Here is a 24,825-nt window from a genome sequence, read left to right as displayed (position 1 = left end):
TAAATTACTTTTATCCCTAGACTCCATCCTTTCACTTCATCAGCGTAAGTTAACTGCTTTAGAGAATATCAAAAAGACAATGTTAGATAAAATGTTTGTTTAAACAAAACACTACATCACAAACCCTCTGATGTATGTTTAATTTTATAACAACTAAGTTGTTACTTGCTTATTATCTTTTAATTATTTCACCTGTATCTAAATTATAAATAGTGCTAGGGATATTACTTCCTTTCCGAAAGCAATATAATGATAACAAACAGGATGTTGGTACAATATCACACCAACATCCTGTTTTTGTGGTTTTATGTTTTAGACATAGGAAATACAAAACTTATTTCCTTAGGTAAATATTCATAAAGGTCTTTTACCTGCTGATTACTAGGGTTTATATTAGCTGTTATGGTTTTAGATTTATCAATGTATTTTACATTCATAGTTATACGACTTTTTCGCGAACTTTCTTCAGCCATATATTTAACACCTATTTGTTCTAAATTAATAAGTCAAAAATGTAAATTTTCTGTGTCGTCATTTATGTAATCTGGGACTAAATTATATTGTGAAATCTGAGAATTCTGGTTTCTTGTTTCATACATTAACAAATTCTTACTCTTGAAGAATTCATTAATATCTTCGTTGTTTAAATAAATATTTTGAAACTCTTCTTTGTTAATTTGTTTTAGTTTTTCTTCTGTTAAAGTATTTATGTCAAAATTAACTTTGTCTTTAAATGTTTGATAATATTTCTTAACATAATTTAAATTAAATTTATCTAAAAATAATTTATTGAGTTCATCTACTGATTTAATAAATACATATTTGTCTTTGAATAAGGGTTGAAACATCCCGTTATTTTCTTTGTTATTTTCTCACAAATAATAAAAGTAATTTTCTTTAATTTTCTTAATATCATTTAGTCTTTGATATTCATCTACATATACATAAAATCTTTTTAAATCGTATTCATCATATTCTTTATTATTGTTTGTGTTATTTGTACAACTAGCAACAACCAATGATGTTAATGCAGAAAAAGGAAAAATTCATTTTTTTATAAAATTCTTCATATTATTTTTCCTGTATGGTATATGTTAATGCTAAACTATCATTGATTGAATTATCAAATAAAACATCAGAATATTTTTTAACTTTTAATCGATATATACCTGATTCAGGAGTTACATACTCAAGTATTTCATCGTTAGAGTCACTTGATATGATGCTTTTTACAACAGTTCATTTTCCAGAACTATCTTTTTTTTCTAAATATAAATCATAATCAGAAAATAGTTTATCATTTTGTTTTTGATTTATTGTTTTTAGATTCAATCTTTCTTCATTAATATGAGTATTTTTTCATTCTGCTTTTTCTTTTGCTAACCTTGATCCCTCAACAGAATTAGCTATAACACCACCTAAAACTCCTAAAAACCATCATCAATTTACATTTGCATTGTATGTAGGTAAATTTTCATGTTCTTTTAATAAACCTGAATTGAACAATCAAGAACTTGCTCCCTTGATTTTTTTATCTTTTTGAACATAGAATTCTCTAGTAAACAAAACAAAATCATTATCAGATTTTGAAACTTCTTTAGTTACTAAATTATCGGCTGCTTCTAACATATTTTCAAAATCTACAATACCAGAACCATATTTTTCTGTATATCCATTCGCTTTATAATTGAGATTATTTACTTTTGGGGTTCTTGATGAAGCACCTATAATCGATTTTATAGATTGTAATCTAATTTTGTCTTTGTCTAAGAAATCTCTTTCTCTTAATAATGTTGAAACTAAACCTGTAACAACAGGAGATGCAAAGCTTGTACCTTGTGTATCTAAGTAATTTCACTCACCTTTACTATTTTTATGCCATCTTTTATATAAATATCCTGGAGCAACCACATTAGGTTTAGAAGTGGATGTAAAACTTTTAGGTAATAAATAATTAGAATATTTTGCTATCGTTTCGGTAGGTTTTTGTGCTCAATTACTAAAATCAAGAGCTCCTACAACTAAATTATTAAGGGAAAGTTTATATCCATTTAATCATTCGTTTTCTTTTTCTTTTTTATTGTTACCGTTACCTGATGAAAATATATTTACAACTCCATATTTTCTAGATATATAATCTAAAAATAGGTTTTTTTCATTATATATTGGATGCGCATCATCAATTGTATAACCGTAGCTATGGTTTATAACCCTAACCTTTTTATCTTTAACCATTCATTCAATACCTTTTTGTCATTCAGAATCTTCTATAAAGGCAGAAAAGATAAGTTTAGAATATCTATCATATCCTTTTTCGCCTGTTGTTATATTTGAAACTTCATTTGCATGATGGGTAATTGCAAAATCTGGAGTTTCGTTTATCTCAATACCAAATCTATTAAAATTTTGTAGTTTAGTTTCATCCAATCTCCCTATTACTTCTAAAACTCCCACATTCCCTAAGTTATTGTAATATCTTCTATTCTCTCTTTCTATTTGCTTCTTAAAATTTACTATTTCTAAATCTTTTGTGTTATCGATTGTAATATCCCTATCATAGTAAATATCTCAATCAATAACTTTTTGCTTGCGTGAATTCGTTGTATTAGATAATTGAATATTTTGTATTTCGTTTGGAAATACAATACCTTTATAAATTTCTTTTTTTTCTATAATACTTTTGACAAATTCTTTTCTTTGATTTTCATTATCAAAATAGAATCAAACGATCGGCATCATCGAGCTTGTTTGATAGCTTTTGAAATATAAATTTGATTTTTTAATGTTTTCTATGAATTCATTATTTTTTTGGACGGTTCAGTTTTCATCCATAACTGAATTTTCTGCTTCATAATTTAATAAAAGTTTTAATTCATAATTATTGTTTACAGGTACATTCCTCACTGAATTAAAAAATTGTCCGTTTTTATTTATACGAACTTCTAATTTATTATTTTGATATCCTAAATATCAAGGTTTTTCTTGGTATCTTGATACATTTGTAGATGTTAATGTCGCTATACCTGCAACTGATGTGGTTAAAATACTACTAAATAAAAATATTTTTTTAATTTGCTTTTTCATATTTACTCCTTTTATGTTTGTTCTAAGAAATAAATTTCTTTTCAATTTCTTGCATTTTTATTCTACATAAAAAAAGGTGAAATTAGAAAAAATAATTTAAAATATATTAAAAAATTTAGAAAATGTGCAAAATCCATGAAAAGGAAGTTTAACAAGAATTAAGATGAAAAAATTAAAAATTTTAGACATTTGTGAAATCAATTACTGATTTTCAAACTTAAAATCTAAATGTTTAAGTCGTTTAGGTTATATAAAAATAACTTATGAACAAATATTTGGTATTAATGAGTGTAATATGAGATGATATACTTAATAAAAATATAAACAAATTTAAATCAAAATCGCCACAGCTATTTGCTGCAACGATACAAAGTTAAATCTGTTAGTTTTATACTTTCTTGTTTATGTGTTTTTCCTGTATTTCCCGCTTTGATGGTGAAAATTTTGTTTACCTATTGTTTATAGGGGTAAACAGAATTTTAAGGTAATTTTTTTCTTACTACTTTTTTAATCTTCAAGTGTAAGTTAACTATTCTTAAAAATATTAAAAAAAAATTATTAGAAAAAATGTTTATTTAGGTTAGAATACACAAGAATTTAAACATAAAATATGATAACTTACAATATTAGTAATTTATCAGTTATTTTATTCTGCTAAAAAAAGGAGTAAAATATAATTAATATTAAAATATAAATACAGGAGCAATTATGGCAAAATTTAGACGTATTTTTATGATTGTAACAGACGGTTTAGGAATTGGTCCGGATAAAGATCAAATTAAATTCGGTGATGCTGGCGCAAACACTATTCGATCTGCTTCAATGGTTGAAGAATTTCAAATTGATACTTGAAAAAAATTAGGTATCGGTAATATTGCTAATCTTAACGGAAATTATTATGTTCGTAAGCCACTTGCATATATGGCTAAAGTTCAAGAAGTTTCAAATGCAAAAGATACACTAGCTGGACATTGAGAAATGATGGGGGTTAAAACTAATACTCCGTTTCCTACATTTACTGAAAATGGATTCCCACAAGAATTAATTGATGAGTTATCAAAGGCTTTTGATGGAAGACCAATTGTAGGAAACAAAGCTGCTTCTGGAACCGAAATCATTAATGAATTAGCCCACGAAGAAAAAGAACGTGGTGCTATTATAGTATATACATCAATGGATTCGGTATTACAAATTTGTGCTCATGAAGCTTGAACTGGTTTAGATAACTTATATCGTTATGCTAAAGCAGCGCGTGAAATTTGTTCATCAAAATCTGAATGAAATGTTGGTAGAATTATATGTCGTCCTTATATAGGTGATTTTGGTAGTTTTGAAAGAACTTTTAACCGACATGATTATGCTAATGCACCAGGTTATACTATTTTAAATAGTTTATATAACAAAGGTATTGAAGTTATTTCAGTTGGTAAAATTAATGATATATTTGTAGGCAGTGGAATTTCTAAGCACTTTCCATCCGAAGGTGATGCAAATGGGATGGATATTACAATTGATTTAGCGACAAAAGACGGTGAAAATCAATTTATTTTCACTAATCTTGTACAATTTGATTCGCATTTTGGACACCGTCGTAATGTGCATGGATATGCACAAAATATAGCTAATTTAGATACAAAACTTGCTAAGTTAATCAATGTAATGCGTGAAGATGATTTATTGATTATAACTTCTGATCATGGAAATGATCCAACCTATCCAGGATTTAACCATACTCGGGAATTACTGCCAGCAACTATTTTCTCTAAGTCATTTAAATCTCCAAAGGTTTTAACTAACTTTAACGGTTTAGGAACATTAGGAAACATTGTAGCACGTAATTTCGATGTTGATATAGTCACTGAAACCGGAGATGATATCTTTGATGAGTTAGTTTAAAAATACAGCAGTATTGCTGTATTTTTAAAAATGATTATAATTTAAATATGAATAAGCAAATTAAAGTAGGAATTGTAGTTGAATATAATCCGATGCATAATGGACATATTTATCAAATTAATTGAATTAAAGAAAAATTTCCTAATGCAAAAATAATCATAGCGATGTCGTATAAATATTCACAACGTGGTGAAATAATTTGCTTACCTTTTTATCAAAGAAAAAAAATGGCTAAAAAATATGGAATTTATAAAGTTATTAAAATAAATAACAAAATCTCAGCACAAGCTGCACATATTTTTGCTTCAGAAGCCATTAAGTTGCTTAATAAAGCAAATATTGATTATCTTGTTTTTGGTTCTGAAACAGATGATATAAACACTTTTATCAATGTTGCTCAAATAATTAAGAATAATCAAGAAAAATATAACCAACTTGTTAAAAAATACCTAAAACAAAAAGGTAATAGTTTTCCGAGAGCAACAAATTTAGCATTAAGTGAATTAAGTGGATTTGAAATCAATCAACCTAATGATATTCTTGGTTTAGAGTATGTTAAAACAATAATAAATAATAATTTTAAAATTATCCCGATTTGCTTAAAACGTACCATCGGATTTCATAGCGAACAAATAAGTAATAATTTTGCTAGTGCGACAAAATTAAGAGCAATGCTAAAAGAAAATCAAAATATAAAAGCATTTTCTCCATTTGATATAAAAAAAATCAAGTCGAAATTTCTTATAGAAAATACTTATCCAAAATTTCAAAAGATTGTAAGAAAACTATCAGCGTCCAAAATAGCTCAATTTCATATGGTAACTGAAGGAATTGAAAATCTTTTTAAAAAACATATTGAACAACCAGATTATCAAAGTTTTATCCAAGCATGTGTGAGCAAAAGATATACTGCAAGTAGAATAAAAAGAACATATTTATATGTCCTTCTTAAAATTAAGAAATTTGTTATTTAATTTTAATAGAATATGCATTGATATTTTTATAAGGAATATCATTTGTGTTAAAAATCATAGTTTTCTTAATTGAATCAACAGTTATTTTAAAATTACATATATATGGAATAAACAGGTTATTAAAAACTGTGATTTTTACAATTTTTGCTATTGGATAATGAAAATAAAAAGTTTTTTGTTCACATTGATTAATAAAATATGAAGTTAAAATTTGATAATAATTAACTTGTGACAATGGTTTTATAGAATTTTCATTCGATGTTAAATGTCTTAAAATAAATCCAATATTATTAGGAATCAAACAAGATAATTTAACTAAAAATTTTATTTTATCTATTAAATAAAAATATCCTGATTTTTCAAAAACCATAAACTTTTTTAAATCAAAGATAGTAGTGTATTTTGATTTAAAAGTTTTTATAATTGCTTTAAATGTATGATTGTAGTTCGATGAAATCCTAAAATCATATAGGTAATCATCAAAAACTTGAAATGTTTCAAAAATAGACAAATTACTTTCGTTTTCTTCATGGATATATATTGATCGATTATATAAACTTTTAAATGCATATAATGTTTTTTTTAAGTAATTAGTTATTTCTTCTTTGTCTTTTTTATTAATTTTATTTATCTTAGATGATATGTTTTTTAGCATTAAATCATCATTGTTGAATACTTCGGAATATTTCTTAGTAATTAAAATTAAGTTATCTCTTAATTCATTTTTGCTAGGATCAAATTTACTTAAATCTAGGTTTTTTGTTACTAACATATCTTCATATATAACATTCTGTGTCGATGTTAGCGTTTTTTGTATTGTTTGACTATCTTCTGAATCATCAAGAATGTTTTCGTTTCGGTTAATTGCATTTGCAATAACCAAAATATTACTAAAGTTCAACTCATAAGCAATTGAAATATTTTTAAATTGCGAAATCAAAGAAAGAAAATTTTGTAATAATTTCAATTTTCTTTCTTTTTCTTTTTTATTTTCAAGTGTATATTTTGAACTTTTTTCAATATACATAAATTCTTCATTGAAAAAATATAAATATATATCAGGAATAACAACAACAAATTTCGTTAATGATTTAGTTGTGTTTTTAAGGTGAAAGAATACCGAATCATAATATTCTTGGTTTTTTTGATAGTTACTTTTTGATATTACTTCACTATCTAAAAATACAAAGTGCTTATTATCAAAATTATGTGAAGTTTGTGATCAAGAATGTCTCAAATAATACATTACTTGGAACCTCCGAACTTTTTAGTTGGATATCTAACTCAGCAAGGTTTATTAAAATATAATGAATCTTTTTAATCCCGTATAATTTTATAACTTGCAAAATCTTCTTATATCTTCAATCTTGCAATTTTGTTTGTTGCATTATATCATAATCAGTATATTCAAGTTCTTTGAGATTATAAACCCTATCTGCAAGTGAAAAAATACTAAAAATCTGTGACATTAAAGTTATTTCATTATCACCTTCACTACTGCGTTCAAGGTATTTTTGATAAATTTTACCTACATCTTTACTTTCTATCGAATTTATAAAAGCAAATTGGTTGTTTAACTTATAGTCTGATATAAAATCGTCAATAATATCCTTAGTTAAATTATCGGTATATGAAGTCATTTTCTCAACTTCATTTTGGATGATAAATAAGTTTTCTGGTAATTTTTCAAGCAAGTAAATTAAGTCGCTTTGTGATATTTTTGTTCCCTTAGAACGAATAAAATTACCTATCTGTGTTCTTATTTCATACTTATTTATTTTATGTAGTTCTATAACCTTAAAAGTGTTCAAAATAAAATCTGTTAAATTATTTCTTGTATATTTAACTTGATTTAATACTAAAATCAAAGTATTTTTGTTCTGTTGCATAAATACTTTTTTAAAATATTCGATTATTTCATTGTCTTTTTCTGAAATTTTTGTAGCAGTTAATAGATTAAGATTATAAACGATAAATAATTTAGGTTGCTCAAACAAATTTTCACTTGAAATTTCATCTAAAATTTCAAGTAAATTATAATTTTCACGATAAGTAAAGATATTTTCATCTAAAAATTTTTCCTTAATTTTATTAATTTCGCGATTTATAAAAAATTCTTCATCACCTATTATAAAATACATAATAATATTATAACTGATAATGCCACTTTTTATAAAGATACATCATTAAAATAGAGCAAACATAAATTAAAACTACCATAATTTCTTTAACATATAAAAATTCAATTTTGATATTTACTACAAAATATAGCATCATTGAAATAATTGAGTTTACACTGTATATAACTAAAAAAGATGCAAAAGGAAATCAAAATAAAACAAACGATACTATTAAAATTATCTCATATAATATAGCAAAAATAGGTATGATTAAAAAAGAAAGCAAATTTATATTTTTATTCATATAAATTATGAACAAAATTGATATAAATCATAATGCTAATGAAGTAATAATTTTTGTTTTAATTCTAGTTAACTTTTTTGTAAAAAGTAGTAGATAAGTTAAAATAAAGGTGATAAATAATCCAACAGATAAATTAATTTGATTGTTTAAAGCAATACATATAAATGCAGTAAAAAGATATTTATCAGACTTATCCTTGAAATATTTTTTATTTCTAGGGAGTATTTTAAAAACAAAAGCACGGTTAGTTGAAAAACTTCAGTTACACAAAAATCAATAAATTCCTATAACAAAAATTCCAATTCATTTTCTTTTTGTTATTTTCTTTAATATTTTATCAATTATCCCAAAATGTAGTCCACTAATAATAAGCAGATGCATAATACCAATTTTTGATGCATTATCAATTAACGATGATGTTTTATATGTATATCCAAATGTCATTGGGATCAAGGTTTGCTGGTAACCATCAAATTTTGAGTAAAAATTAAAAATATAGTAGCGAAAATCTCAGTTTGTAGCAGGTGAAATATTTGTTGATAGGATTTTTTTATAACTTGTTTCAGCAATGTTTCCTTGCACATTGATAAATTGATAAATTGAATAATTATCATTATAATTTGAAATATAATACTTTAAATTTCAAAAATTTCGTATTGCTATATAGCTTTTATAAACACCAATTACTTGGAATGTGTTATTTACACCTGATGCATAAAAATATCTATATATAAGCATTTTAGATAATAAAATTACAGATAAAATTACTATGAAAATAAGCAGCCGAATTAAGTATTTTCTAAAAATATAAATCTGAATTAGTGAAATAATTATCCAAAAAAGTAAAATCAAAATACTAAATGATGATAAAACAAGATAAAAGAATGTTAAAACCAAAAATGCATTAAATGATGCTATTCTAGAATCAAGAAAGTTCTTAATTTTTCAATTGTTTTCTGGCCAATACCAGAAATTTTTGAAAGCTCGTCTCAAGTTATTATGTATCCTTTACTTTCTTTATAATCAATTATCTTTTGTGCATATGATTTACTTATCCCATAACTTGTTAATTGATTGATTGAATGCAAATCTTCTCAATTAAGTTGATGGTTTTTAAACGGAACATATATTTCTTTATTTTCAATTGCTAAATCATCTAATTTAAATGCAGATACATCTCCATCTGGTAATAGTTTTGTAATAAAGAATAACTGCCGATATGTTAGTGGACTAGAACTTTCGTGAATCCCTGTTTGTTTTACTGCACCTTTTAAGATATATCTTTTTATCATTTCTTTTTTTACTGTATTTTGCTGTGGTGTAGCAAAAAAAGTAAAATAACTAAGTGTTCCAAGTGTAGCTGCTATCAAAATTATGCTTATTATATATTTAAAAATTTTTGCTTTCATATTTTATATATAGATTATTTTAAAAAAAGAAAGCAAAAAGAACAAAAAAAGAACTTTTTAAGAACTTGAAATTTAGTAAAATATAAAGAACAAGGAGATTTATGTCATTAAAAGCAGGTATTGTCGGACTTCCAAATGTTGGAAAAAGCACATTGTTTAGTGCGATAACTAAAAAACATGTTGAAGCAAGCAATTATGCATTTACAACTATTGAGCCTAATATTTCATCGGTTCCTTTAATCGATGTAAGATTAAAAAATATAGCTAATTTAGTTAATCCAAAAAGAATAGTATGAGCAACTTTTGATTTTGTTGATATTGCCGGATTAGTCCAAGGTGCTTCAAAAGGTGAAGGATTGGGAAATAAGTTTTTAGCTAACATTCGTGAAGTAGATGCAATTATTCATGTGGTTCGTTGTTTTTTAGATAAAAATATTATGCATGTTTCTAATTCAGTTGATCCAGTTCGCGATAAAGAAATAATTAATATTGAATTAATTTTAGCTGATTTAGAAACAATTAATAATGTGTTAAACCGTGTTGCAAAGAAAGCTAAATCAGGGGACAAAGATGCTATTATCGAGCAAAATGCCGCAATGAAAATAAAAAAAGCACTCGAATCTGAAATACCTGCTAGGGAAGTTGACTTAGATGAATATGAAAGTAAATTTATTAAAGGGTATCATCTATTAACTTATAAACCAATTATTTATGTTGCTAATTTATCATCAGAACAATTTTTGGATTATAATAATGATGCAGTTTATGTGAAACTAAAAAAATCTTTAAAAGATTATGAAAAACTTTTACCGATTTCGGTAAAAGTTGAATCAGAATTAACCGAAATCGAAGATGAAAATGAAAAACAAGAATTTTTATCACTTTATAGAATAAAAACTAGTGGATTAGATTTACTTACCAAACATGCATTCGATTTATTAAATTTACAAACTTATTTTACAGCCGGAGAATTAGAAGCAAGGGCTTGAGTGTTTCATAAAGGATGAAATGCTCCTAAATGTGCCGGAGTAATTCATAGTGATTTTGAAAAAAAATTTATTAAAGCAGAAGTAATTTCTTATAATGATTATATAAATTATCAAGGTGAATTAGGTGCTAAGAATGCTGGAAAAATGAGATCGGAAGGAAAATCATATATAATGCAAGATGGTGATGTTTGTCACTTTAAATTTGGTAAGTAACTTCTTTATGGGGGTTTTGTATAATGGTATTATAGCAGTCTCCAAAACTGATGATAAGGGTTCGATTCCTTTAACCCCTGCCATATCAAAATGATCAAAAAAACCTAGTTGTTGCTAGGTTTTTTATATGCAAATTCCACAATTCTTGGTTTATTAGCAATATCATTAATAATTTTGATGTCATATTTTCATTTTTGATGATTTCATCAGTTTAAATGTAACGGGTTGATTTCAAAAAATATTTTTGCTTCATTTTTTAAATATTTATCAGCTTTTTTAATAATTTGCTGATAAAAATATAAACCATTATTATCAGCAAATAAAGCATTATGTGGTTCAAAATTATGAACTGATTTATCAAGTTTTTCGTTTGTTGATAAATAAGGTGGATTACTTACGATAACATCGAATTTACCTGTGATGCTATCAAATAAATCGCAATTGATAATCTTGACTTCTAAATTATTTATCTTCTTATTTAAGTTACTTTGCATAATTGCTTCATCAGAAATATCAGATAAAATTACTTCTGAATTAACAAAATATTTTTTTAATGCTAGTCCGATAAAACCTGAACCACAGCATAAATCTAAAATTCTTAATTTAGCATTTTTAGGATACATCTTTTTCACATATAAAATTAATTCTTCGGTTTCATATCTAGGTATTAAAACTTTATATCTCAGATCAATTTTTACATCAGCCATTTCAATATATCCGATTATTTTTTGAACTGGCATGCCGGTTTCAAGTTGTTGTTCTTCAAAAGAAGATATGTTTTGATCCAAACCATATCTTCTTTTTTCAAGCAATAAATCTGCTTTTGTTGACATTAGATCCCTGCTTCTTTTATTTTTTCATTTTGTTCTTCTGCTAATAATGCATCAATAATCGCATTCAACCTACCTTCCATAACAGGCGCTAAGGATGTTGAATAACTGATGCGATGGTCAGTAACACGATCTTGTGGGTAGTTATAAGTTCGTATTTTTTCAGCACGCGCTCCTGAACCAGCAAGTTTTCTAAATGCTGATTCTTCGGCATGCTTTTTTTGAATTTCCAAATCATAAAGTTTAGATTTTAAAATTCGCATTGCAATCTCTTTATTTTGGATTTGTGATTTTCCTTCTTGACAAGATACTACAATTCCACTTGGAAAGTGTGTAATTCTAACTGCTGAATCAGTTGTATTAACTGATTGACCACCATTACCACTTGAACGGAACACATCAACACGGATATCTTCGGTTTTCACTTCTATTTCTACATCATCATCAATTTCTGGCATTACTGTAACAGTAGCTGTAGATGTATGAACACGTCCTTTCGCTTCGGTTACAGGAATTCTTTGCACACGGTGTACTCCTGATTCAAATTTTAATTTAGAATAAGGTTTTTCACCTTTCACAGCAAAGGTAACTAATGTAAAACCACCTGCTTCAGCTCCAATAGAATCTAATAATGTAATTTTCATATTATTTTGTGTACATCATTTTAAATACATACGGTATAAATCACCTGCAAAAATATTTGCTTCATCGCCCCCAGCTGCTCCACGAATTTCAACTATTACATCTCTGTTATCATTTTCATCATGTGGAAGTATTAAAATTTTTAATTCTTCTGTTAATTTGTCCATTAATTCTTCAGTTGTTTGAATTTCAAGTTTAGCAAATGCCAAAATTTCTTCATCTTTTTCTATTGATAACATTTCTTTTGCTTGTGTATGATTTTCTTGAGCATCAAGGTATTTGTTAAAAACTATAACAATATCTTTAATTGAATTAATTTCTTTGCTGATTTTGTTATATTTTTTTATATCCGAAATAATTTCGGGTGTTTCAAGCGACTTTTCAAGTTCTTGATATTTTTCCTTGATTTGATAAAGTGATTTATACATTGTTTGTTCCATAGTATTTTTATTTTATCATAATTTTAAATATAAAAGAACCAAAGCGTTCGCTTTGGTAAATTTATTTACGATATTTCGCTGGAACACCATCTAAGTTGATATGACAATATCCAAATGGATTTTTGTTTAAGTAATTTTGATGGTATTCTTCTGCCTTTGTATCATCACTAACAGGTAAAATTTCAATATAATTATCTTTACCTTCAGCTTCTTTAAATGCTTGATTTAGCTTTTCAAATTCAGCTCTTAGTGCAGTTTCATTAGTATATATCCCAACACGGTATTGTACTCCGTGGTCATTTCCTTGTTTGTTTAATGAATACGGATTAATAATTAATAAAAATAGTTTAAAAATATCACTAGGTGTTAAAACATCTGCATCATAAATAATTTTTACAGCCTCGGCATGAGATGAGCCATTACATACTTGTCGATATGAAACACCTTCGCTACCACCATTAATATAATGAACACTTGTGCTTAAAACACCTTTGACTTTTTGGAAGAATGCTTCTACTCCTCAAAAGCAACCACCAGCTAAATATACTTCTTTGTTCATAATTTCCTTTCTGTATTAAAATTATATATAAATTCTTTAATAAATAAATTTCATTTATTTCTTTCTTTGTTATGAAAATAAAAAAATTTTTCAAATTTTTGGTTTATCTTGTTACAATAAAACAAAACAATGTAAAATTTTTTCATCTATTATGATGTTGATTCCTTGTTTGTTATAATTGCTCCGTATATATATATATATATATATAGGTTGTGCTTTCACTAAAACCACTTGTATATAGGAAGAAATATATTTATATACCTTTTAAAACATAATAGAGGTTTATATGAATTTAAAAAAACTCAGAACCTTGCTAGTATCTGCATCAGCAGTTGGATTACTAGCAAGTATTTCAGCAACTGATTCACAACAAACAAGTAATAAAGATAGTTCTAAATCAGTTGACAACATAAACAACGATTCTCTTTATCAAATTTTTCCAGGTGTACAACAATCACAATATCAAAAAGATAAAGACTTTTTAATCACAAATGATGTAAATATCGTTTTTGAAGAAGGAATTGATGATGAAACAATTGCACATTTTGATGAAGTATTAAAACTAAAAAACTTGCTTTATAAAGCAACACGCAGGTTTATAGCAGGTAAAACTAATATTTTAGTCGGAATCAAAGGTGATAGCACAGATGATTTAGTTGATAAAAAAGTTAAAGAAATAGGAATCAATTTAGATGATAGTTTAAATACTAAAATCGATTCATATCAATTGGATTCTAAAAAAGTTGATATAGACGGACAAGAAACTGATTATATAACAGTTATGGCTAAAAATTCCGATGCTGCTTTTTACGGAGCAACCACCTTGTGACATATCTTTAAACAACTTGATGGGAACAAAATTGCAAGTTTTGAAATCAAAGATTGAGCAGATGTTAAAACTCGCGGAGTTGTTGAAGGATATTATGGAAATCCTTGGAGTTTACAAGATCGCCAAGATTATATGAAGTGAGGAAGTTACTATAAACTTAATGCATATATGTATTCTCCAAAAGATGATCCAAAACATCGCATCAAATGAAGAGAGTTATATACACAAGATGAACTTGATCGTTTGATCAAACCGCTTGCAAAACTTGGTAATCAAACCAAAGTAAGGTTTATTTATACCTTACATCCATTTTCAGATAGCAGAATGACTATTGCAAACTATGATAGCGATTTGAAAGTATTGAAAGCGAAATTTAAGCAAGTTATCGATGCAGGTGTTCGTCAAATCGGGGTGTTAGGTGATGATTTTGGTAAACCATTTAAATCAGGTAATGATCAAAATGCTGAAACCCAATCTGAAAATCAACAAAAGAAATTTCTGGAAGATTTAGTTTCTTGATTAAAAGAACTTAAAAAAGATTATCCTGATTTAGTTCTAACCATACCTTATGTAGTTGATGAGTATATGGGTGATGGTCAAAAATATTTTGCAAGTTTTCCACCAGAAGTATCAGTTGTTATGACTTCAGGGGCAATTTTCGGAACCGTAAATAATGATTGATTAAAAAAATATGATCAAACATTATCAAATCAAATACAAACTCAAAATACAGATTCAAAAACAACTGCAAATATGGTGAATCCACCATTATTATGGATAAATTGACCAGTTAGTGATCAAGCCAAAACCAAACTGATTTTAGGTGGATACAAAAACTTTTTAAAACCAGATGTGGATGCTTCTAAGTTTTCAGGATTACTGCTAAATCCGATGCAACAAGAACAACCATCAAAAGTTGCTATTTTTGGTGGAGCAAACTATGCTTGAAAAGTTTGAAAATCCGATGCAGAAGCAGATAAAATCTGAGAAAACTCCTTTAAACATGTACTAAATAATTCCGAATTTGATAACGCAGTTTCAATTGCATTTAGAGAAATTGCAAAACATATGATTCATCAAGATCAGAGTAATTTATCTCCCCCACAACTACAAGAATCACAAAATATCAAGGATATAATTACAACACTGCAAAACAAATTATCTAATGATTCATTTACTGATTCAGATATCAATTCATTAATCGATGCATTTAATACAATTTCAAACTCTTTAAAAATCTTTTCATCTTCTACTTTAAATCCACAATTAATTGCTCAAATGAAACCATGACTTGATTCTTTTAAAGAATTATCAGCTGGAATTACTATGTTATTAAATGGGTTAAAAAGTTATAAAAATGGTGAGCCAGATAACTTTATTGAATTTGCTAATGTAGGTAAAAATTTGATCGATGCATCTAAAAAACATAGTTTTGATTATTTAGGTAATCAGTTAAATGCTATTCCTGGTTCACAATACATCCAACCACTTGCACAAAAATTAATTGATTGAACCTTAAATAAAATTAATAATCAAACATTGCAACCTAGCAGTTTTACCAGTACTTTTATCACTGAAATGAAAGGTAAACAAGGAAACATCGATCCATCAGTTGTTTTTAATAAAGATAATACAACACAACTTATTTATACTCAATCTAACGACGCTAGTGCTGGCATCAAAGCAGGTGATTGATTTGGAGCAAGATTTAATCATCCTATTTCGCTACATTCTGTTTTTGTTAAATTTGTAGGGGCAGAAGGAAATCACTTTTTAACGTCTAAATTACAATATCAAATAAATAACAGTGACCAATGAGTAGATGTTCCAAATCAAACATCAATAAATTATTCTGATAATGAATCAACAGGTAAAGATATAAGTTTTAATACTATATATAATGTAATTGCAATAAGACTATATGATACAGAAGAAGCACCAAGAAATAATAAAAATTTACGTTTATTAGAATTTCGTGCTAATCCAGATGTAGCTGCAAGTGATATTGCATATAACGGGATACAATTTAATCAAGCAAATACTACTATGCAATCTAAAGATGCTTATCAACCTGATGCACATAGTGGACCTGCTTATTTAACTGATAATAAATTATCAACAGAAGGATGATATTCTAATGCTAAAAACGGTCAAAATGATACTGTTTTCGTCGGTGACACACTAGGATTCAGTTTACCAAGCAAGCAACTTGTTACATCAATCCGAGTAGAACAAGCTTGATCAAAACCTGCTGATGCATTAAATGATTTCGTTGTTGAATATAAGGACGAAAATGAAACAGACTCAAGTAAACAATGAAAACAATTTGGAGCATTTCATCTTAATAATCAACAAATTCAATATATTTCAGGTTATGCTAATGCTAAGGATTTTAGATTTAAAGTAGTAGCACAACAACATGTATGATGAAGATTAGCTGATATTTCAGTATATGGACCAAATTATACCAGTAAGCAAAAATATCGTATTTCTTCAAACATGAAAGTTTATCAAGATTATAACTTAGACCATGTTTTGGATGCAAATGATCAAAGTTTCGCATGACTGTCACATTCTGATAATGGAAATGTGCAAAATAGTGATTATGTTGATATTGATTTCAAGCGTCCGATGCAAATTGCCTCATTACGAATTTTGCAAGAGAATGCTGATAAAGTACATAATATCGTTATTCAAGCAAAAAGAAATAACTTACCAATTGATTCAGATGTTCAAAATATCACTGATGCAAAAAATGATCAAAATGTTAACATCCCCGATTCGTGGGGTATTATAACTGGAATCAGAATTAAATCAAAAGATAATTTGCAAACTTGATGAAAATTGCACGATGTATCATTTGTTGAAAAACCACAGCCATCAAATAAATACTTATTCACCGATATCCAAAGTCCAAATCTTGTTACAGATAAAATTGATAATACATTTAAATTATTTAACCAAAATACCCCCGATGCAACCTCGAATATCACTGTTGCAAAGGACAAATTCATCGGTATTGATTTAGGTGATGTATATAATGTAGATTCAATAACAAAAGATATAACAAATCCAGATACAAATCTAAAACTACAATATTCATCAGACGGATATCAATGAACAGATGTTGAAAACACACTTAGTGCTCCAGTAAGAATGCAATTTGTGAGATTAATAAACAAAAAGACAGGCAATTCGGATACTAATTTATCAGTTGCTTTTAAAAACTTACAAGTTCATATTATAGATGTTAAAACATTTGGATATTTAGTTTCTTCAACCATAGCAAACAATCATAACAACACTGATACAAGAAATTCAAATTATGCTTTCGATGGTGACATTAACACTTCAGTTAGCTTTACATCAACACCTAAAAAAGATAATGAAATTATCTATGATTTAGGTCAACAAATTGATTTAAAATCTTTACGGATTTATGCAAGTAAATCAACTTCAAATTATCCAAGAAATATAGAAGTTTTAGCATCGGCAACTAATGAAACATCTGCTCATTGAACATCGCTTTTTAGTATCAATGATACCGTCGATTCAACTAATAACTTAGCAAATGTGCAAGCAGGAACAGAAGATCCAAAATATCCAAATGCTAAATATTGAGGAAAAGATGATATCTCTACAAAAGCTAGATATATAAAACTAAAGATAACCAAAGATTATCCAGCAAATACATCATTAACAATTAATGAAATTTTAGTTAACAAAGGTGTCTATATCTCTGCCGATAACGATCCAAGGTTTGGAGGAGAAAATTACTCAGAAATTTCAAAAGATACCAAACCTGCTAATACATTAGATTCAAATTTAAATACATATTATGAACCTAAAAATGCTGCTGGTAAGTTAATTTGGTACATCGAAAAAGGTTATTTTGATAACCGTAATTTAAGGGTTGTTTCAGATGGAGATTCATATGCATCAGTTTATGTAAATATTCTTGATACATCTACAAATGCAGTAGAAAAGAAGTTGGTAGGTAAATTATTTACAAATATTGTTGCATTCAAACTACCACATCAAGCAAATAAGGCAATTATATCTGTAGAAATTGATTGAGATGCAAGCAAAAGTAAACCAAAAATTACCGAGTTAATTAGCTATGATATTATCCAAACTACTGAGACCAATAAAAATGCTTTAAAAACCTTAGTTCAAGAAAACATTGAATCAACTTATAACAATTGAACAAACGAATCAAAGACAAATTATGATGCAATTAAGGCTATTGCTCAAGAAGCAATTAAGGATGATGAACTCTTAACACAAAAAACTATTGATGATATTAAAACCAGACTAGAAAATGCTAAATCTTCTGCTTTAACTAAAACAACTAAACAACAACAATTACAAGATATTTTAAATTCTGTATTAGAAAACACTGATAATGTTGTTTATACTCTTGATTCATACAGTAAATATCAAAATGCTATTGATGATATTAAAGCAGCACTGAAAAATACAAATGATTTGACCGATTCTACTGTAACATCACTAAAACAAGCATATCAAAAAGCAAAAGAATCACTGGTTGTTTCTGATGTTCAACAACAAATAGCACAACTTAACATCAAAAATTTCGATACTATTAATAAGTTAGAATATACTGAATCTTCTTATAATTTGTTAAAAGAGAAATCAGATGCATTAAAAGCAGAGTTAAGAAAAACTAATCCATCTGCAGTTGAGTTAAAAAAACTTAATGATGCATATATCCATGCATACAAATCCTTAGTAGCATCAGTCAAAGGTGCTAAATTACTAGCATATAATGAGTATTTAGAAAATGATGCATATGGATTTACAGATAAATATCAACTTCGCTTTCCTAGCTTATCTAAAAATATTGCTGATTTAATTAATCAACAGAGTGTGGTAATAAGTAACCCTGATGCTACTTCTGATCAAATTGATGAAGCTTTAGCATCGTTGAAAATAACTACTAATAAAGCAATTGAGCAAAGAAATCATTTGATTTCAAAATATCAACTTCTTACCAAAACACAAATTCCTAATACCAACAATATCTATACAACAGATTCATATGCTGATTACAGTCGAGTTTTTAATCAAATTAAAAATAATCTAATCGATGTTCAAAGAATTACTGAAAAACAAATCAATGATGCGCAAAGTCAGATAACAAATGCACAAGATATGCTGAAAATTAATCCATCTAATTTAAATGATGCAAAAAAATATGCTCTAGCTCAATTAGAAAAATTAGATGATAAACAAGATTTTGCAAACAAAATTAATGCTTCCGATTTAACAGCTGATAAATTAAGTGAAATTTTAAAGCAAATTAATGATTTATATAATGCACAAGAGACCAAAAAATTACAAGATCAAAGAAATAAAACAAACGCATTAATTGAAAAAATAAAAGACTTAAAGATAAAATCTGATTTAACTAACCAAATGTCAGATGCAGATAATATCATTGATTTACAAAAAATCTATCTTATAGCAGATGCTCAAATAAAAGCAGAAGCAAAAGCACAAGCAGACTTTGATATATACAAAGAAAATATCAAAGGAATTGCAAATCAAATCTTAGATTCAACCAAGAAAGGTCAATTCATCGCTCAAATTGATGCTGCCACTACTAAGCAACAGCTAGATTCACTAAAAACTTTAATAGATAAAGAAATTAATGATGAAAATCAAGCACAACAAGCAAAAGATGAAAAAGCTAAGGAGCAATTAGATCAAGCGAATTCAGATGTTGATGCATTAATCAAAAAACTTCCTGATAATCTGCAAGCAATATATCATAATAAACATGAGCAAGTTAAAAATAACATTAAGGATGTTAATGCATTAAAAGATGAAGTTCAAAAGAAAATTGATGAAATTAACAAAAATCAAGAATCTAAACCTAATACACCTGAAAATCCTAAGCCAACTGAAAAACCAGCAGAGAAACCTAAACAACAAATCAAATCATCTAATGGTTGAAAAATAGCTGTAGGAGTTATAGTAGGAATTTTAAGTTTAGGTATCATTAGTGGGTTAACATACTATTTTATAAAGAAAAAACGTAAATAAAATAAGCATCTATGGATGCTTATTTTTGTGTTAAAATAACAATATGGATAATGCATTCAATGAATTTCTAGAATCGATAAACTTAGATTTATATCGCAGTAGATATAAAAATATCAAAATTATGGAAGCAGATATGCCAAAAGAAATCCAAGCACTTGATGCTATATATCAAGTTTATTGACATAATAATAACTTACTTGATTTTGATGATTGATATTTAAATTATTATTTAACCGACGATATGAAAGCAAAAATTCTAAATTTCAATAAAAATCATATTGGATTATGCGAATGTTGTTTATTTAAAGGTATAGAAGCAAGGATATATCGAACCTGAGCATCAATTATTACACAAATTCAAGCAGGTTATTGTTGTCAAAGAGTTTTTGGTAAAGAAAATGTATTTCAATCAAGTGACTTAGATCGAGATGGTATTGATATTCTAATAGATTATAAAGGTGTCAAAATCGGGATACAAATTAAAAAGGAAACAGGTAGAAAAGAAATCAGAAACAGGATTTCATTAGCAAGAAAACAAAGCATTGCTAATAAAGTTATTGATATTTATTATACTGTGATAACTGATGAACAAGTTGAAAAATGTAAGTATGTAAAGAAAACCAAAGAACATAATCAAGGTGATTATAAAGATTATGCATATTTGTATGGATTAAATGGAGATAGTCCGTATTTACAAAAACTAAGCAACGGATTTGTAATTTTTACACTTAAATATTTTCAAGAAATTAAAGATTTGATTGATAATAAAGTTCAAATATTGTATATTTAGTTTATTTAATTAAATTTACAATATTTTCAGCAAGTTTTATATAATCAGGATTTATTTCAAATGATAAATAATTTCCACCCATTTCTTTGGTAACATAACATTCGCTACCTGAACCACAAAACGGAATTAAAACATTAAATTTACAATCTTTTGGTCTTGATGCCATAATTAATTTACGAGTTAAATCCATAGGTTTTTGAGTAGGATGGATAATAATATCACATTCATCATGGTGTCTTCGTTGCTTCGGATTGCAAAAAATATTATGTGTTTTACAGTAAAAATAACGCTCTTGCAACGCTTTTCCGCCTGCTAAAGTGGATATTTCAAAAACATCCTTAGGTAATGCTCCTTTTTCGTGTGGGGTGTAATAGGATTGATAATTTGGATCACTATTAAAACGACACTTAGTTGAAGTTCGCTTTTTACCAGCAGAGTTTTTTATAAAATTTTCTGTATATGGAACACGAACATCATCGATATTAAAGTTAGGTTTATCTTTTCAAAAACAAATTATACTTTCATGTGAACGCTGTCAAAATTTTAAACCAGGTGTAACTTTGTTAGTATAATGTCAAATTAGTCACCGTTGCTTTTTTAGATCTATTTTAGTTGAAATATGTGCTAATATTTCACTAAAACCATAAATATAACCTAAACCATTTGGCTTTAATATTCGATAACACTCTCTAAATCACTGCATTGTTCAAGTGATATATTCATTAATATCCATTGAATCTTTATTGTTACCAAAGTCTTTACCTATATTATATGGTGGATCAATAATAATTACGTCGGCTGAATCATCTGGTATATTTTTTAAACCTTCTAAACAATCTACGTTTATAATTTGATTATTAAATTCATAAATTTTGTGCATATTTACTTTCTTTATATAAATATACAAATTTTAAATTTGTATATTTATTATAATAATTCCGAAATTTTCATTCCTTTTATAAAACTTTGAATATATTCTCAATCTATTTTACCATCGGTTGTTTGTGGTAGCAGCAATAATGTTTGATCAAATCGCTTTGATTGTCAAGTTCTACCATAAGAAAACTTATAACGGTGCTGATCTAAAATTGTGATCAAAAACATTGCAGTATAGATATTTAAGTGTTTAGATCTTCCAATTGTAATAAACGAATTAGCAATAAAATCATCAGGATGATATAAACTATATCCACCTGAACCATCGCCACCAGTGATAAATCCAATGCAATTTCCTTTGGTAACTAATTCTTCATCATATTCAACTTTTTCTAAAACTCCGTTATTTGTCTTTTTAGCAGCTACATAATAAATATTATCGCCTTTTATTAATTGATGAGTTGTTTTTAATCTACCTTTTTCAAGTTTACATAGGTTATCAAAAACTTCTTTGATATTAAACTCTTTTCAACTACTTATATCAATTTTTTCATCTTTTTGATTATTTTTCAAATAAACTAACAACTTATCAAATTTTTGTGATTTAGATATATATCAAATTAAATCAAAATCTGATATTTCCTTTTCAACTATATCCATTTCTCTTTTGATTTGAAAAATCAAAAATTCTTTGATAGTTTTTTCAAAAGAGAATTTAGTTAAATTTGAATAATTTGTTTTTAGATGCGAATGCACATTTCATTCTGAATCAGGTTTAATAGGTACACTGATAGCTTTGGATGTATCAAAATAATTATTGAATAAAAAATCTAATAATTTTGCCTCATTTTCTGCATATTTTTCATATAAATCAATTCTTCCTTTTGCAGTGACAACTAAGCCATCATCAAAGTTATAAAACTTTACATCTTTTTTATAATCATGTGGTAGGTGTGTTTGAAAAACTGCAATAGCAGTATATGTTGACGCATTTGGTTTAAATAAATCAGATGGCATATTAATAACATATTTTAAAGTATGTTTATTTAAAATCATTTGTCTACGATGAGGATCTTTAAAATACATTGATAATGGAGCAATAATTATTCCATATCTGCTGCAGTTATCTAACATCTTAGTTAAAAATGTAATCTCTTTTGGTGTGGGATTACTTGAGCTTTCTTCGCCTGAATAAGGTGGATTTATAAAACCAATAGTAGGTTTAACTTGTGCAATAATTTGATCACTTTTTTTATCATTTATAGAATCAATGTTATAAATTCTAGATTTACCATCACCACGGAACAACATATTAGAAATAGAACAAATAAACATTGTTGGATTAATTTCAAAACCCAAAAGTTGATTTTCTTTTATGTTATTTATTTTTGCTTCTTTGTCTGGTATATTACTATTTTCGATTAAATCAATTAATTTATTCATTGCTGCAATTAAAAATGCACCTGTACCACAACATAAATCCATAATCACATCGTTTGCTTTTATATCAACAAGTTTTGTAAATAATGATGTGATATGTTTTGGGGTTAAAACAATTCCTTTTTTAACATTAGATACACCTGCATATTTTAAAAATTCTTCATAAAATCTACCAATAATATCATAGTTTGATTTAGAAGCAAATTGATTGTTAAACAAAGGGATAATATTATGTTCAATTTCTTCAAGTATTTTTATTAAGATATTAGTTTGTGAAAGTTCTTTAATTTGTTTATATGTTTGTATATAAGTTTTAAAAATTTCTATTTTTTCTTTAGAAATTCCTTGTGATTCTAAAATAGCTTGTATAGTGTAAAATAAACTATTTAAAATATCTATCCCTTGTTGTGCATATTTATATGTGATAGGAAAATTATTAAGGTAGTTTTTAGGTTTATATAAAGATATCATTAACATTGATAAAATTACAGGGCGTTGCTGACTGTCGAGATTTCTTAATAATTTATTTATTTTCTTACTTGATTTTGTAATATTTGCAATAGCAACTTCTTCATCAAAATCATAAAATAATGATAAGAATTTTTCTTCACTAACAAAATTATTAATTTGCTTTTGATGTAAAATTTCATTATTTGCTATTTTAAAACAATCAAAATAATAAGAATTTTGAGTTGATAAATCACCACTTACTGCAATACCTAAAATTTTGTAATTGTCAAATAATGAGTTATTCAAGAACTTAGATAAATATCATTTTATCCCTGAAATAGCACCTTTTTTAATATCAGCATCATAATGATCTTTGATATTTGTTTTTTCTTCAACTAAAATTAATAAATTTGTTTTCTTATTAAAATAAATTCGATCCGGATAACCTGGTTGATTATTTTTGTTTTTTGAAGCAGTATTAAGAACAAAAAGAATATTTTGATCTAATTTTTTGTTAGTCTGACTATCATCTCAATCAGAAAGATTGTATCCAAGTTGTTGTAATTTATCAGTTACTGATGGTGTTATATTTTTATCTTTTCGCATTATTACCTCATATAAGTCTCATATACAATTTAGATATTAATTATACATTATCTAACAAGGATATTTTCATATTCTTATAATTTATTGTTATTTAGAAGATGAAGGTATTCAAATTTACATCATATATTTAATAAAAATAATGAAAAAAATAAACTAAAAAAGGAATAAAATTTTATCAAAATTTGATAAAATAAAATGTACTATATTTAGTTTGCTAATGTTATATTATGAATGAAAAATAACCATAAATATAAACAAGGACATAAAAATTAACAGAAAATTAACATTGTATCATCTCGGCATAT

The 24,825-nt window shown here is 26.7% G+C and carries 16 protein-coding genes and 1 tRNA gene; 6 read left to right on the top strand and 11 right to left on the bottom strand.

Annotated features, from left to right (window positions below):
• Window positions 1–305 precede the first annotated feature (305 nt).
• Both ACXYRR_RS03885 and ACXYRR_RS03880 read right to left on the bottom strand, forming a co-directional pair.
• The gene (locus ACXYRR_RS03885) at window positions 306–1,070 is read right to left on the bottom strand and encodes a hypothetical protein (RefSeq protein ID WP_435130601.1); all 765 of its coding nucleotides are present in this window, start codon (window positions 1,068–1,070) and stop codon (window positions 306–308) included.
• Between the two features lies 1 nt (window position 1,071).
• A complete protein-coding gene (locus ACXYRR_RS03880; protein WP_458598101.1) occupies window positions 1,072–3,084 on the bottom strand; it encodes a S8 family serine peptidase in 2,013 nt (670 codons plus the stop codon).
• 708 nt (window positions 3,085–3,792) lie between these two features.
• On the opposite strand from ACXYRR_RS03880, the gene ACXYRR_RS03875 reads away from it, so the two are divergent.
• Window positions 3,793–4,980, top strand: coding sequence for a phosphopentomutase (locus ACXYRR_RS03875; protein WP_435130604.1), 1,188 nt, complete (start codon window positions 3,793–3,795; stop codon window positions 4,978–4,980).
• Window positions 4,981–5,027: 47 nt separating this feature from the next.
• Window positions 5,028–5,954: a nucleotidyltransferase gene (locus ACXYRR_RS03870; RefSeq protein WP_458598099.1), complete on the top strand. Its 927-nt coding sequence runs from the start codon at window positions 5,028–5,030 to the stop codon at window positions 5,952–5,954.
• Here ACXYRR_RS03870 and ACXYRR_RS03865 read toward each other — a convergent pair.
• The 4 genes from ACXYRR_RS03865 to ACXYRR_RS03850 form a co-directional block, all read right to left on the bottom strand.
• Window positions 5,947–7,200, bottom strand: coding sequence for a hypothetical protein (locus ACXYRR_RS03865; RefSeq protein ID WP_458598097.1), 1,254 nt, complete (start codon window positions 7,198–7,200; stop codon window positions 5,947–5,949). The genes ACXYRR_RS03870 and ACXYRR_RS03865 overlap by 8 nt on opposite strands.
• Window positions 7,160–8,095: a DNA polymerase III subunit delta gene (holA, locus tag ACXYRR_RS03860; RefSeq protein ID WP_458598095.1), complete on the bottom strand. Its 936-nt coding sequence runs from the start codon at window positions 8,093–8,095 to the stop codon at window positions 7,160–7,162. Before holA ends, ACXYRR_RS03865 begins: the two co-directional genes overlap by 41 nt.
• A gap of 7 nt (window positions 8,096–8,102) precedes the next feature.
• On the bottom strand, window positions 8,103–9,116 hold the full coding sequence (locus ACXYRR_RS03855; RefSeq protein ID WP_458598093.1) for a ComEC/Rec2 family competence protein: 1,014 nt from the start codon (window positions 9,114–9,116) through the stop codon (window positions 8,103–8,105).
• 176 nt (window positions 9,117–9,292) lie between these two features.
• Window positions 9,293–9,787: an MAG0490 family ComEA-like DNA-binding protein gene (locus ACXYRR_RS03850; protein ID WP_458598091.1), complete on the bottom strand. Its 495-nt coding sequence runs from the start codon at window positions 9,785–9,787 to the stop codon at window positions 9,293–9,295.
• 101 nt (window positions 9,788–9,888) lie between these two features.
• Between ACXYRR_RS03850 and ychF the strand changes: the two genes are divergently transcribed.
• Both ychF and ACXYRR_RS03840 read left to right on the top strand, forming a co-directional pair.
• Window positions 9,889–10,989, top strand: coding sequence for a redox-regulated ATPase YchF (ychF, locus tag ACXYRR_RS03845; protein ID WP_458598089.1), 1,101 nt, complete (start codon window positions 9,889–9,891; stop codon window positions 10,987–10,989).
• A gap of 9 nt (window positions 10,990–10,998) precedes the next feature.
• Window positions 10,999–11,072 (top strand) — tRNA-Trp (locus ACXYRR_RS03840).
• Between the two features lie 21 nt (window positions 11,073–11,093).
• Here the strand turns inward: ACXYRR_RS03840 and prmC are convergent.
• The 3 genes from prmC to msrA form a co-directional block, all read right to left on the bottom strand.
• A complete protein-coding gene (prmC, locus tag ACXYRR_RS03835; RefSeq protein WP_458598087.1) occupies window positions 11,094–11,822 on the bottom strand; it encodes a peptide chain release factor N(5)-glutamine methyltransferase in 729 nt (242 codons plus the stop codon).
• Complete coding sequence (gene prfA, locus ACXYRR_RS03830) at window positions 11,822–12,901, bottom strand: peptide chain release factor 1 (protein WP_458598085.1); 1,080 nt, start codon at window positions 12,899–12,901, stop codon at window positions 11,822–11,824. Before prfA ends, prmC begins: the two co-directional genes overlap by 1 nt.
• Before the next feature lie 61 nt (window positions 12,902–12,962).
• On the bottom strand, window positions 12,963–13,460 hold the full coding sequence (gene msrA / locus ACXYRR_RS03825) for a peptide-methionine (S)-S-oxide reductase MsrA (protein ID WP_458598083.1): 498 nt from the start codon (window positions 13,458–13,460) through the stop codon (window positions 12,963–12,965).
• Window positions 13,461–13,746: 286 nt separating this feature from the next.
• On the opposite strand from msrA, the gene ACXYRR_RS03820 reads away from it, so the two are divergent.
• Together ACXYRR_RS03820 and ACXYRR_RS03815 are read left to right on the top strand one after the other, a co-directional pair.
• Window positions 13,747–20,358: a beta-N-acetylglucosaminidase domain-containing protein gene (locus tag ACXYRR_RS03820; protein ID WP_458598081.1), complete on the top strand. Its 6,612-nt coding sequence runs from the start codon at window positions 13,747–13,749 to the stop codon at window positions 20,356–20,358.
• 43 nt (window positions 20,359–20,401) lie between these two features.
• Window positions 20,402–21,148, top strand: coding sequence for a TaqI family restriction endonuclease (locus tag ACXYRR_RS03815; RefSeq protein WP_458598079.1), 747 nt, complete (start codon window positions 20,402–20,404; stop codon window positions 21,146–21,148).
• 1 nt (window position 21,149) lies between these two features.
• Here the strand turns inward: ACXYRR_RS03815 and ACXYRR_RS03810 are convergent, their stop codons facing one another.
• Window positions 21,150–22,028 carry a DNA-methyltransferase gene (locus ACXYRR_RS03810; protein WP_458598077.1) on the bottom strand — a complete coding sequence of 293 codons (879 nt, stop codon included), beginning with the start codon at window positions 22,026–22,028 and terminating at the stop codon, window positions 21,150–21,152.
• Window positions 22,029–22,075: 47 nt separating this feature from the next.
• The gene (locus tag ACXYRR_RS03805) at window positions 22,076–24,520 is read right to left on the bottom strand and encodes an N-6 DNA methylase (RefSeq protein WP_458598075.1); all 2,445 of its coding nucleotides are present in this window, start codon (window positions 24,518–24,520) and stop codon (window positions 22,076–22,078) included.
• Between the last annotated feature and the right edge of the window lie 305 nt (window positions 24,521–24,825).

This window comes from Mycoplasma sp. 246B (assembly GCF_054353935.1).
The sequence above is the reverse complement of the archived record's forward strand: the minus strand, read 5'-3'. Positions and strand labels throughout refer to the sequence as shown.